Source organism: Methylobacterium sp. 2A (assembly GCF_009806555.1).
GTDB lineage: Bacteria > Pseudomonadota > Alphaproteobacteria > Rhizobiales > Beijerinckiaceae > Methylobacterium.
The window spans coordinates 413567-436541 of record NZ_VUOK01000021.1 but is presented as its reverse complement, the minus strand read 5'-3'; the positions used below and the strand labels follow the sequence as shown (position 1 = coordinate 436541).

The following is a 22975-nucleotide window of genomic DNA, read 5'->3' as shown; positions in this document are numbered from 1 at the left end:
ATCCTTGGTCCGGCCGTGGCGGCCGGCCTTGAGGCAGATCAAGCTCTCAGAGGTCGTGGGGAGCGATGCTGCTGGCACATGACCCAGGGCTTCACCATCTCGACCGCCACGAGGTAGGCGACGGTGATCAGCCCGATGCCGAGCAGGGCTGACGGCGAAGGCGCCTGGAAGCCGAACCAAGCTCCTGCCGGCGAGAATGGAAGGGTCAGCGCTGCCGCGAGCGCGGCGAGCGAGGAGACGGTCAGTGTCGCGCTCGGGCGGTCCTGCCAGGGGCGCCCGCTGGTCCGAATGACGAAGATCACCAGGATCTGGGTCGCCATGGATTCGAGGAACCAGGCCGTGCGGAATTCCTCTGCCGAGGCGCCGCAGAGAAGGAGCAGAACGCCGAAAGTCAGGAGATCAAACAGAGAGGAGAGCGGACCCATGACGCCTGCGAACCGGAGGAGCGCCGCCATGTTCCAGACCTGTGGCCGGGCGGTCGCGGTCGGATCGACCCGGTCGAAGGGGATGCCGACCTCCGAGAGGTCGTAGAGCAGGTTGTTAAGAAGGATCTGCGTCGGCAGCATCGGCAGGAACGGCAGCGCCACCGAGGCGACGGCCATCGAGAGCATGTTGCCGAAGTTCGAGCTCGCGCCCATCCGGACATACTTGAGGATGTTGGCGAACGTCCGCCGCCCCTCGTCGACGCCGTCGGCGACGACCTCCAAGTCCGATGCGAGCAGGATCATATCGGCGGCCGCCTGAGCCACTCCTGTCGCTCCCTCGACCGAGAGGCCGATGTCGGCCTGGGCGAGGCCCGGCGCGTCGTTGATGCCGTCGCCCAGAAAACCTACGACCGCGCTCTTGGATTGGAGTGCCCTGACGACGCGCGCCTTCTGGTCGGGTGTCAGCCGGCCGAACGCGTCCACCTTCCGGACCCGGACGGCGAGGGCTGCGTCGCTCAGGCCCGCGACCTCGGAGCCGGACAGGACCGTGCCGGCGCGAAGCCCGACGAGCCCCGCGAGCCGGCGCACCACCACCGGGTCGTCGCCGGACAGAATTTTCAAGCGCACGCCGGCTCTCGCGAGCCGCGCGATGGCGGCAGCCGCCGTCGGCTTGGGCGGATCAGCGAAGGCGCAGAAGCCCTCGAAGACAAGGTCACAATCGTCCAGGGCCCCGAGCGGGCGCAGGGGACCGGTCCAAGCTCGCGAGGCGATTGCGATGCTGCGGAGGCCCTCCTCGGCCAGGATCCGGACCTGCCCGAGGGCCTCGTCGCGACCCTCCGGTCCCAGCGGTTCGCTCCGCCCACCGGCGCGCCGCGCGGTGCAGAGCGCCAGGACCGCGTCCGGGGCGCCCTTCAGGATCAGCAACGGACCCTCCGGTCCCCGCGCGAGGACCGAACCGGTGCGGCGGCCGTAGTCGAACGCCCGTTGGCCGGCGCGTTCCCAGCCCCGCCCGGCGTCGGGATGGGCGTGTGCCAGGGCGGCGTCGAGCGAGCCGCGGTCGCCGCCGAGGTCCGCTGCGACCGCCGCGAGGCTCGCCGGCCGCGCGTCGTCGCGGCCCGTCGGGTCGAGGCTGCGTGCCAACGCGATCTCGGCCGAGGTCAGCGTGCCGGTCTTGTCGGTGCAAAGCACGGTCATCGCGCCGAGGTCGTGGATGGCGGCGAGCCGCTTCACGATGACCTTTCGCGCCGCCATGCGCAGGGCCCCGCGCGAGAGCGTCACCGTGGTGACCATAGGTAGCAGTTCCGGCGTCAGCCCGACGGCGAGCGCGACGGAGAACAAGAGCGAGTCGAGCACCGGCCGGCCGAGGACGACGCGGACCGCCAGGACGGCGACCACCAGGCCGAGGGTGAGTCGCGCGACGACCAAACCGAACGCGTGCAGGTCGCGCTGGAAGGGTGAGGGTGCCTGAGCCTCGGCCAGAGACGAGGCCACCGCGCCGAACATCGTGGTCGGACCCGTGGCGACGACCAGGGCGGTCGCCTCGCCCGTCCGCGCGACGGCGCCGCGGAACAGGGCGTTGAAGGCCTCGGCCGGCTCGGCGGAGCTCACGAGACCCGGCCGCTTCTCGACCGGATAAGGTTCGCCGGTGAGTGCGGCCTCGGCAGCGGTGAAGGCGGCGCTCTCGATGACGAGGGCGTCGGCCGGTATGATGTCGCCGGCTCGCACGCGCAGGATGTCGCCGGGGACGACCTGCTCCACGGGGACGGTGACGAAGCCGTTGTCGCGCCGGACCTCGGCCTTCAGCGCGACCGCGTGGCGCAAAGCCTGGGCGGCTCTCGTCGCGTGACCCTCCTGCACGGTGTCGAGGCCGACCGACAGGCCGAGGATGGCGACGATGATCGCGCCGCCGCCGACGTCGCCGGTCGCCACTGAGACGAGCCCGGCCGCGAGCAGGATCAGGGCGAGCGGTTCGATCAGGCGGCGCAGCACCGCCCGCAGGGCGCCACCGCCCTGCGCACCGGCATCGCTGTTCGGCCCGTAGCGTTCGAGCCGGCGCACCGCCTCAGCGGACCCCAGACCGTCGGAACCGCATTTGAGTTCCGCGCAAAGGGTCTCAAGTCCGCGCGTCCAGAATGCCCCGGTCGGCCCGGACGCCGGCAGGTCCGGCGGCGGGGCGGTGTCGTGGGCGAGCGCCGGAGCCGCCGTCATCTCCATGGGCTAGGCCTGTCGTTCGCCAGCTTGTCGATGCACAACATCACCGGTCGAAGGCAGGGGCGTTGCGGTGGATCAAACCGTCGCGGCGCATGGCCCCTCCAAATCATCATGGTCGGAACCCCCAAAGGCTTGCCCGGTGAGGGACAGGACGTTCGCGCGCAGGACGTCGAGGGACCGGTCGGCCGGGAGACAATGCCACGCGATCGCGCCGCCACCTCGGGCGACCTGAGCGGCGAGGACGGCGGGCGTCGCGTCCGATGGGTCATCGACGCGCCCCTCGATGCGTCTCGCGAGCATCGCTGCCGGTGCCTCCAGCCATACGCCGCGGAAATCGGCGCCCTCGTCCCGCGCGACCGCCTCAATCTCCTTCCGTTCCGAAGGTCGATCGAAGACCGCATCGGCGACGGCGCAGTGGCCTGCGGCCAGGACCCGGGCGGCTTCAATCCGTAGGGCCGCGTAGACGCGATGCGACACGGCGGGAGCGTAGGCCGATGCCGGCAGCCGCGTCAGGGCGTCGACGCCATGCAGGCGCTTGCGGATGCGGTCACTCGACAGGATGCGGGCACCCGGCGCCGAGCCTATCCACGGGGCAACTGCGGCCGCGACGCTCGACTTGCCGGAACCGCTGAAGCCGCCGATCGCCAGGAGGACAACTGGCTTGTCGGCAAGCAAACTGTCCCCGAGCGCCAGATAGGCTCGCGCCTCGGTGGTCTTCGCGGCGGCGACATCGCCAGTCGCGTCGGTCGCTTGCGCCGCCGTGACGTGGGCGCGGATCACCGCGCGCAGTGCCATCAGGAATGGCAGCAAGCCGATCCCGTCGGTCTCCTCCGTTGCATCCAGGTAGCGGTTGAGCAGGAGGTTAGCGAGGTCGCAGCGCTCTCGGTGCCACAGGTCCATGAGGACGAAGGCGAGGTCGTAGAGGATATCGGTCGTCGCGATGGTCTCGCTGAACTCGATGCAGTCGAACGGCGTCGGCCTGCCTTCGAACAGGCAGATATTGCGCAAGGTCAGGTCGCCGTGGCAGCGGCGGACCTTGCCTGCGGCGCGGCGGGAGTCGAGCAAGACGGCATGCCGCGCCAGGGCAACCCGGAACCGCGTGGTAAGAGCCTCCGCCGCCTCGGCGCTGACGAGCCCCGCCGCCTGGAGCGCGGCCCCGTTCATGTCGATGAGCGTCCCGATCGCGGCGGCCCCGCCTCCGTTGCGGTGGATCTCCGCGCCGGCATGGAAGGTCGCGATGACCTGCGCGAGATCCGCGATGTGGCTCGGCTTGAGGCGGCCGTCGCGCGCCATCGCGTCGAACAGGTCCGCCTCCGGGAACCGGCGCATCACCACCACGGCGTCGACGAGGTCTCCGGGCCCGTCGAAGGCCAAGTCTCCCCTCACGTCACGAGTGATCCGCCGGGCGCCGAGATAGAGCGCAGGTGCCGTGCGGCGGTTGAGCGCGACCTCGGCCTCACAGGCGGCGAGCCGGCGCTCGGGCGTTGAGAAGTCGAGATAGGGGAAGCGCACGGCGCGCTTGAGCTTGAAGACGCGGCTGCCTCCCAGGAACAGCCTGGAAATGTGGGTGGTCGCCGTGTTCACCGTTCCCGTGCGCGACAGGGCGAGCGTCAGGAACTCGACGACGTCAACCTGGTCCACAGGTGACATGCGGGTTGATCCTCGGGCGGCTCGACCTTCGAAGCGGCGTAGGCCGAAGTCGGCAGGGCTGAGCACCCTGACCTCGTCGGCGGCCGGCGTGCCGCCCGATCCCACAGACCGGCGCCGCCCGATACGTGCGCCGAAGCCGCTTCACGGGCTTTGCGATGGATCAAGGGAGCTGCTTCGTGGGTGGGACACGCAGAGTTTGCGCGGAGACCGCCATGGCTGCACCAGCCGACCTTCCCAAGGCGTTCGGCCCATTCGGCGCCGCGGCCTCGCTGGACGCGTGGTGCTGTCCGCTGCGGGCGGCGCAGAAAACCCGGCACATCGACGCGGCAATGATGGGAAGGATGATGAAGGCGGACGTCTCGGCCCCCACGACTCTGCCCCCGAGGCCATTGAGGAGGTGTGCAGCGTCGCGAGGCTGATGCGAGGCCTGAACGTTGACCGAGGCCATCCGGCGGCGCGAGCCCGAGGTCCCTCGGGCGATTGAGGCGGCCTGCCTGAGCGGCGCTGAGCGCAACCGATGCACGCGCGAGCTGTGGGCTGGGACGGCTGACGACACATACCCGGATGACTGCCCGAACGCGGCGCGCCTCGGCTGGCTGCGCCATGCTTGATCCGGGATCGGCCATAGAACCTGCATCGTCCGACCAGCAGGTGGCGTCCGGCCCCGCCGTGTCCGGAGACGGAGCCCATCCAGGCCCTATAGGCGAAGGACGCTTTGAGGCGCTTCGGAACCACCTTGCTCGCGGGCCTGACGGATGCGGAGGCTGGGCGAAGGCTTGCACGCGTCGGTCCGAACACGGTCGCCACGGAGGAGCGGACCGGCGCGCTCACCCTGCTCCTGCACCAGCTGGCGAGCCCCGTCGTCTGCTTTCTCGGGCCGGCCGGCGCCCTGTCGCTCGACTTCGGCAACTCGCCTGAGACGGAACGGCGGTGCCTCGCGCATCGGGCTCTCGCCCGTCGCGCGCACCGCGTGACACCGCGCACAGACCACGCCCGCGAGCCCTCGGCCGCGCGCCGCCGTGATGTCCTGCGCCGCGGTGGCCAGGGAGAGCGGCAGCAACGCTACGGCAGCACCGAGGAGGGCGTCTCCTCCGAACATCAGTGGCACATCAGGCAGCAGAGGGGCGAACGGTCGAGGACATCGCGTGTCACACCGCCGAACATCCACTCCCGCAACCGGGAGTGGCCGTAGGCGCCCAGGACGATCAGGTCGGCGTCCTGCAACAGGGCGAAGCGCAGGATCTCCGAGCCGTCATCATCCGCCGTGTGCAGAAGGTGGGCGGTGACGTGGGCGCCGTGCCGGGCGAGGTGGTTGGCCAGGTCGTCCGCGCCCTCATGTCCCGGATCCGCCCCGACGGAGGCGACGAAGACCTGGTCTGCATCGCGCATGAGGGGCAGCGCGGCCGACACCGCCCGTCGCGCTTCGGGACCGTCCTTCCAAGCAACGACGATCCGGGACGCCTTCAGGTGCGCGGTCCGCGGCGGAACGACGAGGACGGGCCTGCCGGCCTCCATCAGGACGGACCCGGGCAGCACGCCGAGCGGCCCTGGATCCTCGTCGCCCGGACCGCGCCGGCTGACGACGACGAGGTCCGCAGCCCGCGCCTGCTCGATGAGGTGCGCCGTGGCATCGATAAAGCTGGGGCGCCAGTCGGTGCGGATGCCATCCCCGGCGGAGCGCTCGAACGACGCGCGTGCCTGGTCCAGGATTGCTTGTATCTGCGCCTTGTTGCGTCGCTCTTGGTCGATGGCATCGTAGATGTCCCGAACCAGGATGGGCGCCGGGACCACGTCGGCGGCCGCACCCGTCAAAGTCGCGTCGAAGCGTCGGGCGAGGTCGGCGGCGAGCCGTATCCGGTCCGGGGCTGCCTCGCCAAGGTCGGCGGGAACAAGGATGTTCGCGTAGTCCATGGCAGCCTCCCAGTTGCGTCGAAGCCGACGAGGGGAGCCTGACCTTGCCTGGTGCGGCACACCTTGATCCATCGCAAGCCCGAAGGGCGCACCCGCCCCCTCACGAAGGTCGCGGAACGCCGCGTGCCTCGGGCTCGCGTCCACCCTGTGGACCGCCGAGCGCGCGCATGGCGTTGAGGATCACGGCGACGTCGATGGCTTCCTGCAGCAAGGCCCCTTGGAGGGGTGAGAGATAGCCCAGCGCCGCCGCGAGCATGCCGGTGAGCGAGAGCCCGAGGCCGACCCAGACGCTCTGGAGCGCGATGGCGCGGGCACGCTTGGCGATGCGGATGGCGCGGGGTAGCGGCGCCAAGCTGTCGACCAGCAGGACGACGTCCGCCGCCTCGGCCGCCGCCGCGGCACCTCGGGCACCGAGTGCCACGCCGAGGTCGGCTGCCGCCAGCGCCGGCGCATCGTTGACCCCGTCGCCGACCATCATCACGGGGCCGCTCCGCCGCTCGGCGGCCACGGTGTCCGTCTTGGACGTCGGGTCCAGGTCGGCGACGATGGCGTCTACCGGCAGCCCGGCAACCAGCGCCTCCGCGATGGGGCGTCGGTCTCCGGTCGCGAGCACCACGCGCTCAAGGCCGCACGCGCGCAGTTCCAAGAGCGTAGTGCCGCCGTCCGCCCGCAGCGGATCGGCGAACTCCAATGCGGCGGCCGGGACGCCATCGACGGCGATCAGCACCGTCGACGCGACCGCCGCGCTGGTCCCTGCCGTGCCCGGTGGCGGGAAGTGGATCCCATGCATCCGCATGATATGCGGACCCCCGACGGCGACGGGCCGCCCCTCCACCAGTCCTGTCAGGCCTTCCCCGGGCATCTCCTCGACCTCCTCGGGTTGCGAGAGCTCCAGGCCTCGCCTCGCCGCCTCCTCGATCAGAGTCCGAGCCAGCGGGTGGCCAGAGGCTTGTTCGAGGGATGCCGCGAATCCCAGGACCTCGCTTTCATCGAGGGCGCCGAGCATACGTGCGGAGGTCAGCTGCGCCGCGCCGTGGGTCAGGGTGCCCGTCTTATCGATCACCAGGACGCGAACCTTGGCCAGCGTCTCCAAAGCCCCGCCGCCCTTGATGAGCACGCCGATGCCGGCCGCGCGCGAGAGGCCGGAGACGAGGGCGACGGGGACCGCCAGGATGAGCGGGCACGGCGTGGCGACGACCAGCACGGCCAGCGCCCGAATGGGGTCGCCGGTGGCGAGCCAGGCGCTTCCAGCCAGCAGCAGCGTCAGGACGAGGAAGGCGAGCCCGTACTGGTCTGCTAGGCGTGCCATCGGCGCCTTCCGGGCTTGCGCCGCCTCCACGAGCCGGACGATCCCGGCATACGTGCTCTCGGCCGCGGGCCGCTCCGTAAGCAGCGTGAACGGCGTGCCCACGTTCACGGTCCCGCTCAGCACGGGCTCGTTCGCGAGGGCGGTGACGGGCAGCGCCTCGCCGGTCAGGCTCGACCGGTCGAGCACGGCTCGGCCCGCGGTGACACGACCGTCCACCGGCAGGACGTCTCCGACGCGCACCAGGATGCGGTCTCCTGGGACTAGCGCCGCGACGGGCACATCGATCAACGCGTTGCCGTCCTCGCGGAGGGCGGTGCGCGGCTGGCGCGCGATCAGCGCCGTCATGGCCCTGCCGGCGCGGCCGGACGCGTAAGCTTCTAGAGACTGGCCGCCCGCGTACATCAGGGCGATGACGGCGCCAGCCAGCGGCTGTGACAGGACGAGCGCGCCGCCCATCGAGAGCAGGGCCACGAGATCGAGGCCGACGTCTCCTTTTTTCAAGCGCGTCGCGATTTGAGCCAGTAGAAGTCCGGTGACGGTTAGGGTGGCAATCGTCCACGCCCACGTGGCGATCTCAGGATGACCCAACCCCCGTCCCAAGAGTCCCGCGCACAAGCAGGCCATTGGCAAAAGAGCCAACCATCCCCGAAGCCACAGCATCCAAACGGCAACGTGGGAGCATCCCATCTCGCGTGAGGGTGTGACCGCTGTCATCATCGTTTGGGTCACTCTTGATCGAGCGTACCTCCTGACTGCGTCTGGGCTGTTTAAAGGGCCATGCGTTAGATCAACGCTTCCGTGAGATCATGATCAAAGCCGCACCATCGTCCGCTGACATGCGTCCCGAGCGCGGCAGCAGACGGGCTGCGAACGGCCAAAACCGCTCAGCACACCCGCCCCGGGATCGCGCTACTGACATTCTTATGGGGCTGCCGCGGTTCCTGGCCGCCCAGGGAGGTCGCCGGTCTCATGAGAGCTGTACGCTACTCCTTCCAGTATGGAGCCTCACTCGCACACTCGGGTCCGTGACTACGAGTCCGGATCGGCTACGCCCGCTGCTCGACCGACAAGCAGAACCTCGCGGTCCAGCGCGCCGAGCTGAAAGTGCTTGGGGTCGCGCCGGAACGGATCCACACGGACTACGGCCTGATCGGTACGAACCGGTCCCGGCCCGGGCTAGAGCGTGTTATTGAGTTTTATCCTGTAACGGCTTCTCACTACCGGTCGTTTGGGCTTCGATCGAAAGTTTCCAAAGGGCTAAAGCCCTTTGGTGGGTCGCCAGGGCGAAGCCCTGGCTGTTCGCAGGGCTCCGCCCTGCACCCGCAAAAGGTCTCGACCTTTTGAAACCATGATGTTCGAGCATCCTCATAGGTCCCTGCCCAAAAATCTAGGGCTAGCAGTCAATAATACGCTCTAGACTCGGTGTCATTGCTATGGAGGTGGTCCATCCGAGGGTGTCGAGCGAGGCTGTGATTGCGAAGCCTGCAACCCCGGACCGGAAACCTCGGATGGACGCCCACCAGAATGCGCGCTAGCCTTGGCGGGCCGCCTTCACGTCTTTGCGTTCTTGGTCGGCCGCTTAGACAAGCCATTTGTACGGGTGACGCCCTGGCACGCGGAGCGATCTGCCCCTGCAGCCGGAGCCGAGCCACCGAGGCATGACAGGATGCTCCCTCGACGAGGGCTGCGACAACGCGCTCACGGAGATCAGTCGATACGGATGACGGCATCGGTGGGCGTGAGCGGCAGAGGCCCCCTCGCCAGTGGGCTCGAATTCGCCTGCACGGCGCGTAACGTCATGATCCGGTCTGTCGACATCCGCGCGCAGGCCTGCGTCAAGACAGGCGCCTCAATCGTCTTCTACCGCGATGGCCCCGGGCTCGTGCCGGGTCGGCTCGCGGCTGTGACCCGCCAGCGCTTCACGGTCGATCGGACACTGATCGAGGCGAGGCGTGACCGGTTCACCGCCCGGCCGGAATGGCAGTCCGGCAACGCCTCGCGTCATGACACAAACACCCTCGTTCGTGGTCCGGGCCGCGCTTTCCAGCGCCGAACCGGCATCCACAAAGGCGGAAAATGCCCAACCGCTCAGCGTCGCCCGCCCTTCCACGTCGGCAATAGCGTCGTGAGCATGGCGCCGAGGATCATGAAGGCGCTCGTCGCCAGCATGCCGCCATTGGTGCTCTGCGTCGTTTCCCGGATCCAGCCCACGGCGAAGGGGCTCACGAAGCCGGCAATCGCCCCCACCGAGTTGATGATGGCGATGCCGGCGGCGGCCTCGACACCCGTGAGGAAGAGCGGCGGCAGGATCCAGAACAGGGCTGTCACCGTATAGCAGCCCGCCGCCGCCACGCAGAGGGCTATGAGCGAGGCCGCCACGTCGCCGGCGAAGAGCGTGCTCGCGGCGAGGCCGAAGGCTCCCACCAGGAACGACGTGACGAGATGCCAGCGACGCTCGTTCCGACGGTCCGAACTCCGTGCGGTCAGGAGCATGCCCACGATCGCCACGCCGAACGGGATGGCGCTGAACAGGCCGATGGCGAGGGGACCCTTGACGCCGGCCTGTGCGATGAGCGTCGGCAACCAGAAGGAAAGCCCATATTGCCCGATCGCTTGGCAGAAGGCGATGATCGAGAGCAGGGCGACGATGCCTGACACGACCCCCGACAGACCTGCTGTCTCGGACGGGGCCGCGACGTCGGCGCGGAGGTCGTTCTCGATGAGCGCCTTCTCGTCTGCCGTCAGCCACCGCGCCTTGGCGGGGCTGTCGTCGAGGCAGACGAGAATCACGAGTCCCAGGATCAGGGATGGGAGGGCCTCGATCAGGAACAGCCATTGCCAGCCGCGCAGGCCCGCGGCGTCGTGAGACATCGCCAGGATCGTGCCGGACAAGGGGCCGCCGATCAGTCCCGCGAGGGGGATGGCACAGATGAACAGGGCGACGACGCGGGCCCGCCGCACGGCCGGGAACCAGTAGGTCAGGTAGAGGATGACGCCCGGATAGAAGCCCGCTTCGGCCGCTCCGAGGAGGAACCGGAGCGTGTAAAAGTGCCACTCGGTCTGGACGAAAGCGAACGCTGCGGAGATGAGCCCCCAGAGGATCATGATCCGGGACAGGGTGAGCCGCGCGCCGATGCGGTGCATCAGCAGATTACTCGGGGTTTCAAAGAGGAAGTAGCCGAAGAAGAAGAGGCCGGCGCCGAATCCGTAGGCAGCCTCGCTGAAGCCGAGATCCCCGAGCATCGTCAGCTTGGCAAACCCGACATTCACGCGGTCCAGGAACGCCGCGACGTAGCACAGCATCAGCAACGGAATGAGCCGCAGGGTCGCTTTGCGATAGGGAGCGCTCGCGGTTTCGGCCGTGACGGTTATCGCAGGCTGCGCGCTCGCAGAAATCATGTCGTCCTTCTCCCCGCGTGAGGACATCCGTCCGCTTCGGTCAGTGTATCGTCAGCAACATCCATGCCATTCATGGCGGAATGAGCGATAATCTGCCGTTTTTATTGGTTGGTCGTTTTACGAATAGCAAAATCGCACGCCGATCGATAGCAATCGGCGCGCGATCTCATCGTCAGGATGGAAACGACCTGGGGCCGCAGCGGTGGGGACGGTCAGTGTGCGGCGAACAGGGTGTCGAGGGACCGGAAGCCCTTGATCTCGATCGGGTTGCCGGACGGATCGTAGAAGAACATCGTCCACTGCTCGCCGGGCTGGCCTTCGAAGCGGGCCATCGGCTCCAGCACGAAGGCGACGCCCTTGTCCTTCAGGCGTGCCGCGAGGTCTTTCCAGTCATCGAGCTGCAGGGCAACGCCCAGATGCGGCATCGGGACGAGGTGGTCTCCCACCCGTCCCGTGTTCGCCACGGCGAACGGCTCGCCGAGATGGAGCGAGATCTCGTGACCGAAGAAATCGAAATCGACCCAGGTGGGCGCGCTGCGGCCTTCCTTGCATCCGAGGACGTCACCGTAGAAGCGCCGCGTTTCGTCGAGGTCGCGGACGTTGTAGGCCAAGTGGAAAAAGCTGCGCATGGTCAAGTCTCCGTTCGGTGCCGCCGGACGGGCCCGTCGGTGCCCCGGCCGAAGGAACCGCGCGACGCGTCGTATCGACCGTCCGATGTGTAGACGCGGGATACGCGCGTGATTAGCTTGGTTCCGGCACCTTCAGAACGAGGCGGAGACTTGGTTTGGAGACGCGTTTCCTCGAAACCTTCGTGGCTGTCGCCGAACGGGGATCCGTCGCCGCAGCGGCCCGCGCTCAAGGGCTGACCGCGACGAGCGTAACCCAGCGGCTCCAGGCCCTGGAGGACGAGCTGAGCATCGAGCTCGTGACCCGCATCGGGCGCGAGATGAAGATCACGCCCGTCGGTGACCGCCTCCTGGAGCAGGTGCGACGCATCCTCGACGACGTCCGCGCCCTGAAGGCCGATGCGTCGGCGAGCGTCAGCGACGCACTGGTGGGAACGCTCAGGATCGGAGCCATCTCCACCGCGCTCACCGGGCTGCTCCCGGATGTGATTGGCCGCTGGGCCACCGAACACCCGGCCCTGGACCTGAAGATCTCCCCCGGTTCCTCGGCCCAGCTGCACGAGGGGTTGATGGACGGACAGTACGACGCGGTGATCTCGGCCGCGCCTCCCTTCACGCTGCCGAAGACGGTGCAAGCCCGTCTCCTCCGGGTCGAGCCGCTGATCTGCCTGTTTCCCGGGCACTTGGCGGGGGAAAGCTCGGATACCGAGGGCGCGATCCGCCGGATCCTCGCGACGGAACGGTTCATCCGCTACGACGCGCTTTCCTGGGGCGGCCGCCTCTGCGATGCCTACCTGCGCGACAAGCGCATCCCGACGCGGGAACTCTGCTCCCTCGACGCCCTGGAAGCGATCGCCCTGCTCGTCGAACGGGGCGCGGGCGCGACCCTGGTGCCCGACTGGGCGCCCCCTTGGCCGGATGTCCCGTCCTGCCGGAAGATCAGGGTCGCCGATCCGGCCTATGCCCGCCGGATCGTGCTGACCCATCCCGTGAAGACCCGTTACGGTCACATCATCGAAGCTCTGATGCGAGCTCTGGCCCCCGGGACGATCTTTACACGGCCGGGACCGCAAGATTCGTAACCGGCGCTTCGGGCAGCGGTCATCGTTGCGCTTCCGGACCTTGAGACATGGCCGACCCGATCCCGGATCTGAAAACGATCCAGATCTTCTATTGGACGGCGACGCTCGGCAGTTTCAGCCGGGCCGCCGAGCACCTCAACACGACGCAGCCGGCGGTGTCCCACCGGATCGCCGCGCTGGAACGGGCCTTCGGGCTGACGCTCATTAACCGGGGGACACGCCACTTGAGCCTCTCGCCCAAGGGGCATGAACTGCTGGGCTACGCCGAGCGCCTCCTGCGCCTGCATGGCGAGATGGTGGGCGCCATGACGGTCCCGGCCACCCAGAGCGGCAGCTTGCGCCTCGGCGTGTCGGAGACGATCGTCCACACGTGGCTGACCGCGTTCATCGACCGGATGGGGCGGACCTATCCCGGCGTCGCCATCGACCTTTCGGTGGACATCTCGCCCGCCATGCGCGACGCCTTGCTGCGACGGGACCTCGACCTAGCCTTCCTGGTCGGGCCGGTCACGACGCCCCGCCTCGTCAACGTGCCCCTCGGACGCTTCTCCACGGCCTGGATCGCGTCGCCGCGCCTTCCCATCGCCGCCGGCCCGGTCGATCTGGCCGACCTCACGCGACACCCGATCATCACCTTCCCGCCCAACACGATGCCCCACACGCATCTGCGGGACCTGCTCGCCCAGGCGGACCTGCCGCCGCTACGCCTCTACACGAGCGCGTCCCTGTCGGCGATCATCCGCATGGCGATCGAAGGGACGGGAATCGGCGCGATCCCCGCCGAGGTCGTTCGATCTGAGATCGACAGGGGGCAGTTGCGGGTGCTCGACGCCAGGGTCCGCCTGCCGGACGTCACCTTCGTGGCAGCCTACGAGAATGCTCCCGATCAGGGGTTGAGCGCCGCAGCGACCCAGATCGCCCTGGAGGTCGCTGCGGACTGGATCGCTATGAACCCCGGGCATGGAAATCCATGACGAGTGATAATTTGTCGTCATCTCCTCTGCCGTTAAACCAGACGGGACATCAAGCAGACGAGGGGACGATGGCGTCGGACTCCGCACTCGTATCGGCCAGTTTGACATCCGCGACAGGCCTCGCCATCCGCCTCGCCTCGCGGGGCGGAGACCTCAACGGCTGCACGGCCGGCATGGCCGATGGCTATGTTCAGGGCAATCTCGCGGTCTTTCCCGAACGGCTGGCTGACGATTTTCGTCTGTTCGCCGAACGCAATCCCAAATCCTGCCCGATCATCGGCGAGTCCAAGCCGGGTCGCCGCGAGATCCCCGAACTCGGGCTCGATCTCGACATCGCGACCGACATCCCGATGTACCGCGTCTGGCGCGGCGGCGAGATGGTCGAGGAGCGGCCGGACGTCGTGGACCTCTGGCGTGACGACCTCGTCGCCTTCGTCATCGGCTGCTCGTTCTCGTTCGAGGCCGCGATGACCGAAGCGGGCCTGCCGCTGCGCCATGTCGAGCGGGGGACGCACGTCGCCATGTACCGCACCAATATCGCGTGTCGGCCCGCTGGCCCGTTCGCGGGGCCGATGGTCGTGTCCATGCGCCCGCTGACGCCTGCGCAGGCGATCCGGGCGGTCGAGGTCACCAGTCGCTATCCACGCGTCCACGGGGCTCCCGTCCACCTCGCGCGGCCGGATCTCATCGGAATCGACGATCTGGACCGCGTCGATTACGGGGATCCCGTGCCGGTCGGGCCGGATGAGATCCCCGTCTTCTGGGCCTGCGGCGTCACCCCGCAATCGGTGATCGCGGCGGCACGGCCGGACTTCGCGATCACCCATGCTCCCGGCTGCATGCTCGTCACGGATCGCCTCAATACAGAGTTCGCGACGGGCTGACGATGACCGAGAATGGAACGCCACGCCTCCTGGATGCGGGCGAGGCGGCGCTCGTCGTCGAATTCGGCACCATGGTCGATCCGTCGATCAGCGACCGGGTTCTCGCCCTCGACGATGCGCTTGCCGCCAACCGTCCGGCGGGCCTCACCGAGACGGTACCGACATACCGCTCCCTGATGATCCATTACGACCCGCTGATCCTCGACCGGGAGACCCTGGCCGGGCATGTCCGCGACCTGACCGGCGGGGACACGGCACGGGCCACCACCCCGGCCCGGTGGATCCTGCCGTGCTGCTACGAGGCCCCCCACGGCGAGGATCTGGCGGCGGTGGCCGATCTCATCGGGCAGACGGTGGATCGGGTCGCGGCCCTCCATACCGGCGGGACCTACCGGGTCTACATGTACGGCTTCGCGCCGGGCTTCGCCTATCTCGGCGGCCTGCCGGAGGTTCTGGCCGTGCCCCGCCGGCCGAGCCCGCGCCCGCCCCATCCGACCAACGCCGTGATGATCGGCGGCGGCCTCGCGGCAGTAGCCACCGTGCCGATGCCGACCGGCTGGTACGTCCTCGGCGCCACACCGTCGAAGCTCTACGCCCCCGAGCGGACGGAGAGCTTCTTCGTGAGCCCCGGCGACGAGATCCGGTTCGAGGCGATCGATGCCGCGAGTTTCGCCAGCCTCGCTATCCGGGAGGCCGCGGGCGAGCGGGTCGCACGGCGCGAGGAGGTACATTAGGTGCGCGTGCTCGCAATCGATGACGCCGGGCCGGGCGTCACCCTCCAGGACGGGGGACGGCACGGCTACCTCCGCTTCGGCATCACTGCCGCCGGGCCGATGGACCCGCTGATGTTCGCCACCGCTAACCGCACGGTGGGCAATCCCCTCCATGCGACGGCCATCGAAGTTTCGACCGGTGGGCTCACCGCCAGCGCGCCGGAAGGTCCGCTCGGCCTCGCACTGATCTCGGCGGGCTTCCGCGCGACCCTTGACGGGGAGGCTCTTCCGACCGCTTGCGCGCTGACCCTGGAGCCGGGCCAAAGACTCGCCATCCGCGCGGGGAGCACCGGGGCCTGGGGCTACCTCGCCGTAGCGGGACGGATCGACGTGGCTCCGGTCCTCGGCTCGACCGCCACCCATACCCGTTCGGCCCTCGGCGGCCTCGGAGGGCGCGGGCTTCGGGCGGGCGATCGGATCCCCGTCGCCGAGGCCCGGATGGGCGATGGCGCCCCCCAGCGCCTCCTCGCTCCGTGGCTCGCGCGAGACCCGTCCCTGATCCGTGTCGTCCTCGGGCCGCAGGACGATTACTTCGCCTCCGACCAGATCGCTGCTTTCCTGGAACGGTCGTGGACGGTCTCCCCCCGGGGCGACCGCATGGCCTGCTTCCTGGATGGCCGTCCGCTCACCCATACGAAGGGCCACGACATCGTGTCGGACGGCGTGGCGATGGGGGCGATCCAGGTCCCGGGTAACGGCCTGCCGATCATCCTCATGGCCGACCGTCAATCGACCGGGGGCTACCCGAAGATCGCCACGGTGATCGGCCCCGACCTCGGGCGGCTGGCTCAGGTGCAGGGCGGTTCACCGATCATCTTCAGCGCCGTCTCGATCGGCGATGCAATTGTCGCGCGGCGTGCGGAAGCTGAGGCGTTGCAGCGTGACATTCAACGTGAGCCAATGGTGCGAACGGACTTTCCGCCAGAATTTCTGCTGAATGTTAATCTGATCGATGGCATCACCGATGCTCTGGCCTGAATTTCGCAATCGTATCCGTGTCGTTCTGCCCGAATAATTTGTCGATCGGTAGCGGTTGGCTGGCACGCAATTGACGAACGCCTACGGACGATCATGATGGCGCGGAATCTGTCGGGTCTGGATCTGCAGGAAGCCGTCTGCTTTTCACGCCGCTTTCCTCCGGAACGGACCAGGCGCGTTTGGCCACATCCCGCGTAAGCTCGAACCTCTGCTCTGTAGGTCGATTTTCGAGAGCCGAAACACAGCTTCCGCAAGGCCGGCACAGGTCAGATCTCGCAGATGGCGAGATGGAAAGTCCGCCCCCGGGGCGGACACACCGAACTGGCACCGGAGCGCTTGACCGTGCGTAACGCCCGATTACCGGGGCCTATCGGCGGTCTGGTCGGGCCACGGATCGCGGACGATGGCGGCCCGCTGACGACGGGCAAGGTTGTCACAGAGGGAAAGCGGCCCTACGAGAGCGTGGCGTACCCGTCCTGGACATGGGGGCGCAGATTCAAATTCTGCCGCTTCGACCAGTCTCTCCGAGACGCAATCCATCCCTGCCTGAGCCGCCCGGACCGCAATCGCGTTGCTGGGGCTCGGCCCCTCAGGCAGGATCATCGGCCGGAGGAGCGAGAGCGCCGTCCATGGCATCGCGATCGCCGGAATGGTCATCTCACGAAGCGGCGGCCCGAGCGTGGCGCACCTTCGCGCGCAGCCTCATCGCCGCGACGGCCCTCATCGGCATCGCGATCATCGCCTTCGTCGCCCTGCTCGATCCCTACGGCCTGCGGGCCGCGCCCGGACATCCCCCGGGGCCGATCATGGACGCCAATCAGCGCCTGTCCTATCCCCAGATCGCCCGGGGCGGGGCGTTCGATGCAGCAGTGTTCGGCACCTCGACGGCCCGCCTGCTCGATCCGAACGCCCTCGACGCGGCCTTCGACGTCCGGTTCGCGAATCTCGCCGTGAACGCCGCGACGCCGGACGAGCAGATTCGCTTGGCCAAGCTTTTCCTCGCGCATCATCGCGTGCGCGCGGTCCTGTTCGGGCTCGACGCGACGTGGTGTTCGGCCGATCCCCCCGCCCGCACGGCCAACGCCTTCCCGGACTGGCTCTACGCGGAAGGCGCGCCCTGGGGCGTGCTGCGGCAGGTGAACCTGCGCTCCGTCACGGTGGCCGCGCAGGTCGGGCTCGCGCGGCTGGGTTTGGAGCAGCCGCGGATGCGGCGGGACGGCTACGCGGTCTTCACCCCGCCGGAGGATCGCTACGATCCGGAGCGCGCGCGCGCCCATATCCGCGCGGGCGCTGCCGATCCAACGGCCGCCGCCGATTCGGAGGACGCACCCATGCCGGCGCTCGCCCGGCTCGACGATCTCCTGAATCGCGTTCCGGCCGCTGCCCTGAAGCTCCTCGTCTTCACCCCGGTCCATGCCGCTGCACAGGGCGCGCCCGGCACGGCACAGGGCCGGCGCGAGGCAGCCTGCAAGAGCCGCGTCGCCGCGATCGGCGCCCGCCACGGCGCCACGGTGGTGGATTTCCGCATCGCCTCGCCGCTCACCCGCCAGGACGCGAATTACTGGGACGCGCTGCATTACCGCCTGCCGGTGGCGGCCCGGATCGTCGCCGACCTGAAGGAAGCGGTGGCGACCGGCGCGGACGATCCGGCCGGCACCTACCGGGTGCTGGCCCACCCCTGAGGCAGGCTCACGTGGCGGCGGCCTCAGCCCGCGCCCAGCCCGCGCGGGTCTCGCTGCAATAGTCGGCGTAACGCCCCTCCCGGATCGCCGCCCGGGCGCCGGCCATCAGATCCTGGTAGTAGGCGAGATTGTTCCAGGTCAGCAGCATCATCCCGAGGATCTCGTTCGAGCGGACGAGATGATGCAGATAGGCGCGCGAATAATCCCGCGTCGCCGGGCAGGTCGAGGCCTCGTCGAGCGGCGCCGTGTCCTCGGCATGGCGGGCATTGCGCAGGTTGATCCGGCCGTGGCGAGTATAGGCGAGGCCGTGGCGGCCGGCACGGGTCGGCATCACGCAGTCGAACATGTCGATGCCGCGGGCCACCGCACCCAGGATGTCATCGGGGGTGCCGACGCCCATCAGGTAGCGGGGCTTGGCGGAGGGCAGGTGCGGCTCCACCGTCTCGATCATCGAAAACATCACCGCCTGCGGCTCGCCGACGGCGAGGCCGCCGACCGCGTAGCCCTTTAGGTCGAGGCCGGCCAGCTCGCGGGCGCTTTCGACCCGCAGATCCGGGACATCGCCGCCCTGTACGATCCCGAACAGCGCCCGCTCGGGCTGCTCGCCGAAGGCGACCCGGCAGCGCTCGGCCCAGCGCAGGGACAGGTGCATCGCCTTCTCGATCGCCGTGTGGTCGGCCGGAAGGCGCACGCATTCGTCGAGCTGCATCTGGATGTCGGAGCCGAGCAGCCCCTGGATCTCGATGGAGCGCTCCGGGCTCATGTGATGCGCCGTCCCATCGATATGCGAGCGGAAGGTCACGCCCTGCTCGTCAATTTTTCGCAGGGCCGAAAGCGACATCACCTGGAAGCCGCCGGAATCGGTCAGGATCGGCCGGTCCCAGTTCATGAAGCGGTGCAGCCCGCCGAGGCGGGCCATCCGCTCGGGGCCAGGGCGCAGCATCAGGTGGTAGGTGTTGCCCAGGACCACGTCGGCGCCGAGGTCGCGGACCTGTTGCGGGTACATCGCCTTGACGGTCGCGGCAGTGCCGACCGGCATGAAGGCCGGCGTCCGGATCGCGCCGCGATGCGTCGTGATCGTCCCGGTGCGGGCCGTGCCGTCCTGCGCCAGCAGGGTGAAGCCGAAGGGGAGGGGATCGGTCATGACAGGTCCGCACCGGGGCCGGGGAAGAGCAGGCTGGCATCGCCGTAGGAGTAGAATCGATAACCCGCCTGGATCGCGTGCGCGTAGGCGGCCCGCATCGTGTCGAGCCCCGAAAAGGCCGAGACCAGCATGAACAATGTCGAGCGTGGCAGGTGGAAATTCGTCACCAGCGCATCGACCGCCCGGAAGCGGTAGCCCGGGGTGATGAAGATGTCGGTCGGCCCCGAGAAGGCGGCGAGCCGACCGTCCGGGCTCGCGGCGCTCTCCAACAGGCGCAGGGCGGTGGTGCCCACCGCGACGATCCGGCCGCCGGCGGCGCGGGTCGCGTTGAGCGCATCGGCGGTCGCCGCATCCAGGATGCCGATCTCCGCGTGCATCCGGTGGCCCTCCGTATCCTCGGCCTTCACCGGCAGGAAGGTGCCGGCCCCGACATGCAGGGTGACGTGGTGGCGCCGCAGCCCGGCGGCATCGAGATCCGCGAGCAGCCCTTCCGAAAAATGCAGGCCCGCCGTGGGGGCCGCGACGGCGCCGGGGTTGCGGGCATAGATCGTCTGGTAGTCCGTAGCGTCCCGGGCGTCGGCCGCGCGCTTGCCGGCGATGTAGGGGGGCAGCGGCAGGGCACCCTCGGCCGCGATGGCGGCGTCGAGCTCGGGTCCGGCCCGGTCGAAGTCGAGCACGATCTCGCCGGCCTCGCCCTTCCCGGCCACGGTGGCGGTCAGGTCGCCGAAGCGCAGCGTGTCGCCGGGGGCGAGCCGCTTGGCCGGACGGCCGAAGGCGCGCCAGCGCGCCGGCCCCTCGCGCAGATGCAGCATCGCCTCGGTGCGCTGCCCGGGCGCGCCCGGCCGCGTCCGCACGCCGTGGAGTCGGGCCGGGATGACCCGCGTGTCGTTGAACACCAAAGCGTCGCCGGCCCGCAGGGCGCCCGGCAGGTCACGGACAGTCCGGTCGGCGAGCGCCGCGCCCGGTCGCACCACGAGCAGCCGCCCGGCATCCCGCGGCTCGGCCGGGCGCAGGGCGATGCTGGTCTCGGGCAGGTCGAAATCGAAGAGGTCCACGCGCATTGCCGGCTGCCTGCACGGAACCGCAACCGGTTTCAACCGCGGAACCCGCGGGAGGCGTACCCGTTTTCCGCGTCACCGAGACGCGAGAGGCTTCACCGATGCCCTGGTACGCTGTCCGCCCCCGCGATGAAGCCGATCCGCGCTGGCCCCTGCCGGGGAAACCCGAGATCGTCCTGAAGGCCGCGGATGCCGACGCGGCCCGGGCGAAGTTCGAGGAAGCCTATCCGAGCCAGCCCTTCGGCAGCCCGGCGGTCCCGGTGCCGGATGCAGGCCTTGGCAGCTTCCGCGGGGAGCCGGACGCGCTGGTCGTCACCGAGACGGGCGAGCCGCCCGCCAATCGGGCATAGCGCGCCGTGGCTGCCCTCGGCCGCCCCCGGCGCGTGACCCTGGATGGCCAGTTGCTGGGCTACTGGGAGCGCGAGGCCGCGCGCCTGGAAACCCTGGCCGCGACCACGAGCTTCGCATGGCAGCGCCGCCTCTATCTGCGGAAGGCCGAGTCTGCCCGGGCCAAGGCCGCGCTGAATCGCCAGCGCGAGGCCGCCCGTGGAGACACTGCCGGTCCGGCTGAGATTTAGCCGAGGCTAAGACCTTTTCGGGAGCGTCGAACCTTTGCCGTGGCCTGGGCCAAGGTTCATGCCGTAAGGGCGCGCCGACTCTCATTCGGCGCCGACCATGGACCGCACCCAGAAAGCCGCACTCTTCAGCGCCGCCATCGGCCTCGCCGTCACGGCCCTCAAGTTCTACGCCGCATGGCTCACCGGCAGCCTCGCGCTGTACTCGGACGCGCTGGAGAGCATCATCAACGTGGTGGCGGCGATCGGCGCCTTCATGGCGCTCCGCGTCGCAGCGCGGCCCGCCGACGAGGACCACCCCTACGGACACCACAAGGCCGAGTTCTTCTCCGCGGTGATCGAGGGCGCGCTGATCATCGTGGCGGCGCTCATGATCCTGCGCGATGCGTATCACGGCGTGCTCGCCCCCAAGCCCCTCGACGCCCCGGCCCTCGGCGTGGCGATCAATGTCGTGGCCGGCATCATCAACGCGGCCTGGGCCATGGCCCTGATGCGGTGGGGTCAGCGGTGGCGCTCGCCGGCCCTGATCGCCGACGCGCGGCACGTCTTCGCCGATGTCGTCACGTCCTGCGGCGTCCTCGTCGGGGTGGGTGCCGTGCTGGTGACGGGCTATCCGGTCCTCGATCCGATCGTGGCTGGGCTGGTGGCGCTCAACATCCTCTGGTCCGGCTACCGGATGGTGCGCGAATCGGTCGACGGCCTCATGGACCGCGCCGCACCGCACGAGATGGTGGCCCAGATCCGATCCCTGATCTCGGAGCACGGCGAAGGGGCCTTGGAGGCCCACGACGTGCGCACCCGGGCGGCCGGGCAGGCGACGTTCATCGATTTTCATCTCGTCGTCCCCGGCGTGATGAGCGTCGAGGAGTCTCACGCGATCTGCGACCGTCTGGAGAACGCCCTGGAGACGACCATCCCCGGGGCGGTGGTGACGATCCATGTCGAGCCCGGCGAGCAGGCCAAGGCCCGCGGCGTGCCGGTGCTCTGACCCGGCGATCCGCTCCGGGAGTCAGCTCCAGGCGTGGAGCGGCGGGTTGACGCCGTTCAGCGCGTGGTTGCCGATAATGGCGTATTTCCACCGGACCGGGTCGTGCAGCGTATGGGTCCTGGCATTGCGCCAGTGGCGGTCAAGATTCTCGGCGGCCAGGGTCGAGCGGGTGCCCGACAGCTCGAACAGCTTGTTGGTGGCAGCGAGCGCAACCTCGGTGGTCAGGACCTTCGCCTCGGCCACGGCGAGCTGGGCGGCCGCCACGTTCTCGGCATCCGGCCGGGCCACCGCCGCGTCGAGGATGAGCCCCGCCCGGTCGAGCAGCGCCTCGGCGGCGTGCTGGCGGATGGTCAGGTCGCCGATCGCCTGGATCGTGTAGGGATCGTCACTGGCGCGCTCCTGCCCGCTGTCGATCCAGGGCCGGGCCTTCTCGCGCACGAACCGGATCGTGTCGTCCAGCGCTTCCCGGGCGATCCCGGCATCGACCGCCGCCTGGATGATCTGGAACGCGGCGCCGTCCGCGGTGGGCGCCTCGTAGCCCTTCCAGGCCGGGACCAGATGCGTCTTGGGCACCCGGACATCCTCGATCAGAACGGTGCCGCTCGCGGTGCCGCGCTGACCGAAGCTCGACCAATCGTCGATGATTGTCAGGCCCGGCGCGTCCCGCTCGGCGATGGCGTACCAAGCGCGGCCCGCGTCATCGAGGGCGACGATCGGAACGAGATGGGCGAGGAGCGCGCCGGTGGCGTAGAACTTCTGGCCACGCACGACGACATGGTCGCCGGCATCGGTGAAGCGCGTGTCGAAATCGGCCGCCCGCCTCGTGCCGCGCTCCGAGAAGGCGTTGCCGAACCGGGTGCCCCGCAGGACCTCCCCGAACAGCAGCCGCTTCTGCGCGTCGTCCGATACGGTCCGGATCGCCGCGACGATGCCGAGATGGTTCTGCGCGATCTGCGCGATGGCGGGGTCCGCCGCCGCGATGATGGCGATGACCTGCGCCAGGGTCCGATAGGACACTTCAGGGCCGCCAAAGGCCCGCGGCACGTTGATCGACCATAGCCCGCTCTGAGAGAACGCATCCAGCTCGGCGAGCGGCCGCACGGCGTTGCGATCCCGTTCCGAAGCGCCGGCGCGGAACTCGGCCGCGAGCCGGCGGGCGATATCGAGCGCCTCCGAATCGCCGCCGATGACATGGGCCTGGGTCGGCGGTCGTTGAGGGCCGGGTGCACCCCGGGCGCCCTGGGGTTCGAGGGTCCGTGCATCGACGGCGATGTTCATGGCAGACTCCGGACGAACAGAGGGAAGG

20 protein-coding genes are annotated in these 22975 nt (G+C 69.1%); 11 read left to right on the top strand and 9 right to left on the bottom strand.

Annotation, left to right across the window (positions count from 1 at the left end; all coding sequences use genetic code 11):
- Positions 1-38 precede the first annotated feature (38 nt).
- Positions 39-2639, bottom strand: coding sequence for a magnesium-translocating P-type ATPase (gene mgtA, locus FVE89_RS13045; RefSeq protein ID WP_160534356.1), 2601 nt, complete (start codon positions 2637-2639; stop codon positions 39-41).
- A 72-nt stretch (positions 2640-2711) separates the two neighbouring features.
- Positions 2712-4391: an AAA family ATPase gene (locus FVE89_RS13040; protein ID WP_348644686.1), complete on the bottom strand. Its 1680-nt coding sequence runs from the start codon at positions 4389-4391 to the stop codon at positions 2712-2714.
- A 610-nt stretch (positions 4392-5001) separates the two neighbouring features.
- Here FVE89_RS13040 and FVE89_RS31120 point away from each other — a divergent pair.
- Positions 5002-5478, top strand: coding sequence for a cation-transporting P-type ATPase (locus FVE89_RS31120; protein ID WP_348644685.1), 477 nt, complete (start codon positions 5002-5004; stop codon positions 5476-5478).
- Here FVE89_RS31120 and FVE89_RS13030 read toward each other — a convergent pair.
- Together FVE89_RS13030 and FVE89_RS13025 are read right to left on the bottom strand one after the other, a co-directional pair.
- Entirely contained in the window at positions 5385-6197 is an 813-nt protein-coding gene (locus tag FVE89_RS13030) for a universal stress protein (RefSeq protein ID WP_160534417.1), read from the bottom strand. The genes FVE89_RS31120 and FVE89_RS13030 overlap by 94 nt on opposite strands.
- A 100-nt stretch (positions 6198-6297) precedes the next feature.
- A complete protein-coding gene (locus tag FVE89_RS13025; RefSeq protein ID WP_246730706.1) occupies positions 6298-8193 on the bottom strand; it encodes a heavy metal translocating P-type ATPase in 1896 nt (631 codons plus the stop codon).
- A 354-nt stretch (positions 8194-8547) separates the two neighbouring features.
- Between FVE89_RS13025 and FVE89_RS13020 the strand changes: the two genes are divergently transcribed.
- Entirely contained in the window at positions 8548-8850 is a 303-nt protein-coding gene (locus FVE89_RS13020; protein ID WP_160534416.1) for a recombinase family protein, read from the top strand.
- A 744-nt stretch (positions 8851-9594) separates the two neighbouring features.
- Here FVE89_RS13020 and FVE89_RS13015 read toward each other — a convergent pair.
- Complete coding sequence (locus FVE89_RS13015; protein WP_160534354.1) at positions 9595-10905, bottom strand: MFS transporter; 1311 nt, start codon at positions 10903-10905, stop codon at positions 9595-9597.
- Positions 10906-11117: 212 nt separating this feature from the next.
- Positions 11118-11534, bottom strand: a complete 417-nt coding sequence (locus FVE89_RS13010) for a VOC family protein (protein ID WP_160534353.1) — start codon at positions 11532-11534, stop codon at positions 11118-11120.
- Positions 11535-11689: 155 nt separating this feature from the next.
- On the opposite strand from FVE89_RS13010, the gene FVE89_RS13005 reads away from it, so the two are divergent.
- From FVE89_RS13005 to FVE89_RS12980, 6 genes are all read left to right on the top strand, one after another.
- A complete protein-coding gene (locus FVE89_RS13005; RefSeq protein ID WP_160534352.1) occupies positions 11690-12613 on the top strand; it encodes a LysR substrate-binding domain-containing protein in 924 nt (307 codons plus the stop codon).
- A gap of 47 nt (positions 12614-12660) precedes the next feature.
- A complete protein-coding gene (locus tag FVE89_RS13000; protein ID WP_202130748.1) occupies positions 12661-13587 on the top strand; it encodes a LysR family transcriptional regulator in 927 nt (308 codons plus the stop codon).
- 68 nt (positions 13588-13655) lie between these two features.
- Positions 13656-14471: a putative hydro-lyase gene (locus FVE89_RS12995; protein ID WP_160534351.1), complete on the top strand. Its 816-nt coding sequence runs from the start codon at positions 13656-13658 to the stop codon at positions 14469-14471.
- A 2-nt stretch (positions 14472-14473) separates the two neighbouring features.
- On the top strand, positions 14474-15205 hold the full coding sequence (locus tag FVE89_RS12990; protein WP_160534350.1) for an allophanate hydrolase subunit 1: 732 nt from the start codon (positions 14474-14476) through the stop codon (positions 15203-15205).
- On the top strand, positions 15206-16222 hold the full coding sequence (locus FVE89_RS12985; protein WP_160534349.1) for a biotin-dependent carboxyltransferase family protein: 1017 nt from the start codon (positions 15206-15208) through the stop codon (positions 16220-16222).
- A 629-nt stretch (positions 16223-16851) separates the two neighbouring features.
- Positions 16852-17904, top strand: a complete 1053-nt coding sequence (locus FVE89_RS12980) for a hypothetical protein (protein WP_246730663.1) — start codon at positions 16852-16854, stop codon at positions 17902-17904.
- Positions 17905-17911: 7 nt separating this feature from the next.
- Here FVE89_RS12980 and tgt read toward each other — a convergent pair whose 3' ends face one another.
- Both tgt and queA read right to left on the bottom strand, forming a co-directional pair.
- Positions 17912-19048, bottom strand: a complete 1137-nt coding sequence (gene tgt, locus FVE89_RS12975; protein WP_160534348.1) for a tRNA guanosine(34) transglycosylase Tgt — start codon at positions 19046-19048, stop codon at positions 17912-17914.
- Entirely contained in the window at positions 19045-20109 is a 1065-nt protein-coding gene (gene queA, locus FVE89_RS12970) for a tRNA preQ1(34) S-adenosylmethionine ribosyltransferase-isomerase QueA (protein ID WP_160534347.1), read from the bottom strand. The genes tgt and queA overlap by 4 nt, the downstream gene beginning before the upstream one ends.
- 98 nt (positions 20110-20207) lie before the next feature.
- On the opposite strand from queA, the gene FVE89_RS12965 reads away from it, so the two are divergent.
- The 3 genes from FVE89_RS12965 to FVE89_RS12955 all read left to right on the top strand — a co-directional run bounded on the left by FVE89_RS12965 (position 20208) and on the right by FVE89_RS12955 (position 21669).
- Entirely contained in the window at positions 20208-20456 is a 249-nt protein-coding gene (locus FVE89_RS12965; RefSeq protein ID WP_160534346.1) for a hypothetical protein, read from the top strand.
- A 6-nt stretch (positions 20457-20462) separates the two neighbouring features.
- Positions 20463-20684 (top strand): hypothetical protein, encoded by a 222-nt coding sequence (locus FVE89_RS12960; protein ID WP_160534345.1) that lies wholly within the window; start codon positions 20463-20465, stop codon positions 20682-20684.
- A 97-nt stretch (positions 20685-20781) separates the two neighbouring features.
- Complete coding sequence (locus FVE89_RS12955; RefSeq protein ID WP_160534344.1) at positions 20782-21669, top strand: cation diffusion facilitator family transporter; 888 nt, start codon at positions 20782-20784, stop codon at positions 21667-21669.
- Between the two features lie 21 nt (positions 21670-21690).
- Here FVE89_RS12955 and FVE89_RS12950 read toward each other — a convergent pair whose 3' ends face one another.
- Entirely contained in the window at positions 21691-22947 is a 1257-nt protein-coding gene (locus tag FVE89_RS12950; protein ID WP_160534343.1) for an SfnB family sulfur acquisition oxidoreductase, read from the bottom strand.
- Positions 22948-22975 lie beyond the last annotated feature (28 nt).

Bases quoted from the DNA above. Each gene is read 5' to 3' on its own strand.
- mgtA (WP_160534356.1), bottom strand. From the start codon at position 2,639: ATGGAGATGACGGCGGCTCCGGCGCTCGCCCACGACACCGCCCCGCCG.
- FVE89_RS13030 (WP_160534417.1), bottom strand. From the start codon at position 6,197: ATGGACTACGCGAACATCCTTGTTCCCGCCGACCTTGGCGAGGCAGCC.
- FVE89_RS13025 (WP_246730706.1), bottom strand. From the start codon at position 8,193: ATGGGATGCTCCCACGTTGCCGTTTGGATGCTGTGGCTTCGGGGATGG.
- FVE89_RS13015 (WP_160534354.1), bottom strand. From the start codon at position 10,905: ATGATTTCTGCGAGCGCGCAGCCTGCGATAACCGTCACGGCCGAAACC.
- FVE89_RS13010 (WP_160534353.1), bottom strand. From the start codon at position 11,534: ATGCGCAGCTTTTTCCACTTGGCCTACAACGTCCGCGACCTCGACGAA.
- FVE89_RS13000 (WP_202130748.1), top strand. From the start codon at position 12,661: ATGGCCGACCCGATCCCGGATCTGAAAACGATCCAGATCTTCTATTGG.
- FVE89_RS12995 (WP_160534351.1), top strand. From the start codon at position 13,656: ATGGCGTCGGACTCCGCACTCGTATCGGCCAGTTTGACATCCGCGACA.
- FVE89_RS12990 (WP_160534350.1), top strand. From the start codon at position 14,474: ATGACCGAGAATGGAACGCCACGCCTCCTGGATGCGGGCGAGGCGGCG.
- FVE89_RS12980 (WP_246730663.1), top strand. From the start codon at position 16,852: ATGGCATCGCGATCGCCGGAATGGTCATCTCACGAAGCGGCGGCCCGA.
- tgt (WP_160534348.1), bottom strand. From the start codon at position 19,048: ATGACCGATCCCCTCCCCTTCGGCTTCACCCTGCTGGCGCAGGACGGC.
- queA (WP_160534347.1), bottom strand. From the start codon at position 20,109: ATGCGCGTGGACCTCTTCGATTTCGACCTGCCCGAGACCAGCATCGCC.
- FVE89_RS12965 (WP_160534346.1), top strand. From the start codon at position 20,208: ATGCCCTGGTACGCTGTCCGCCCCCGCGATGAAGCCGATCCGCGCTGG.
- FVE89_RS12955 (WP_160534344.1), top strand. From the start codon at position 20,782: ATGGACCGCACCCAGAAAGCCGCACTCTTCAGCGCCGCCATCGGCCTC.
- FVE89_RS12950 (WP_160534343.1), bottom strand. From the start codon at position 22,947: ATGAACATCGCCGTCGATGCACGGACCCTCGAACCCCAGGGCGCCCGG.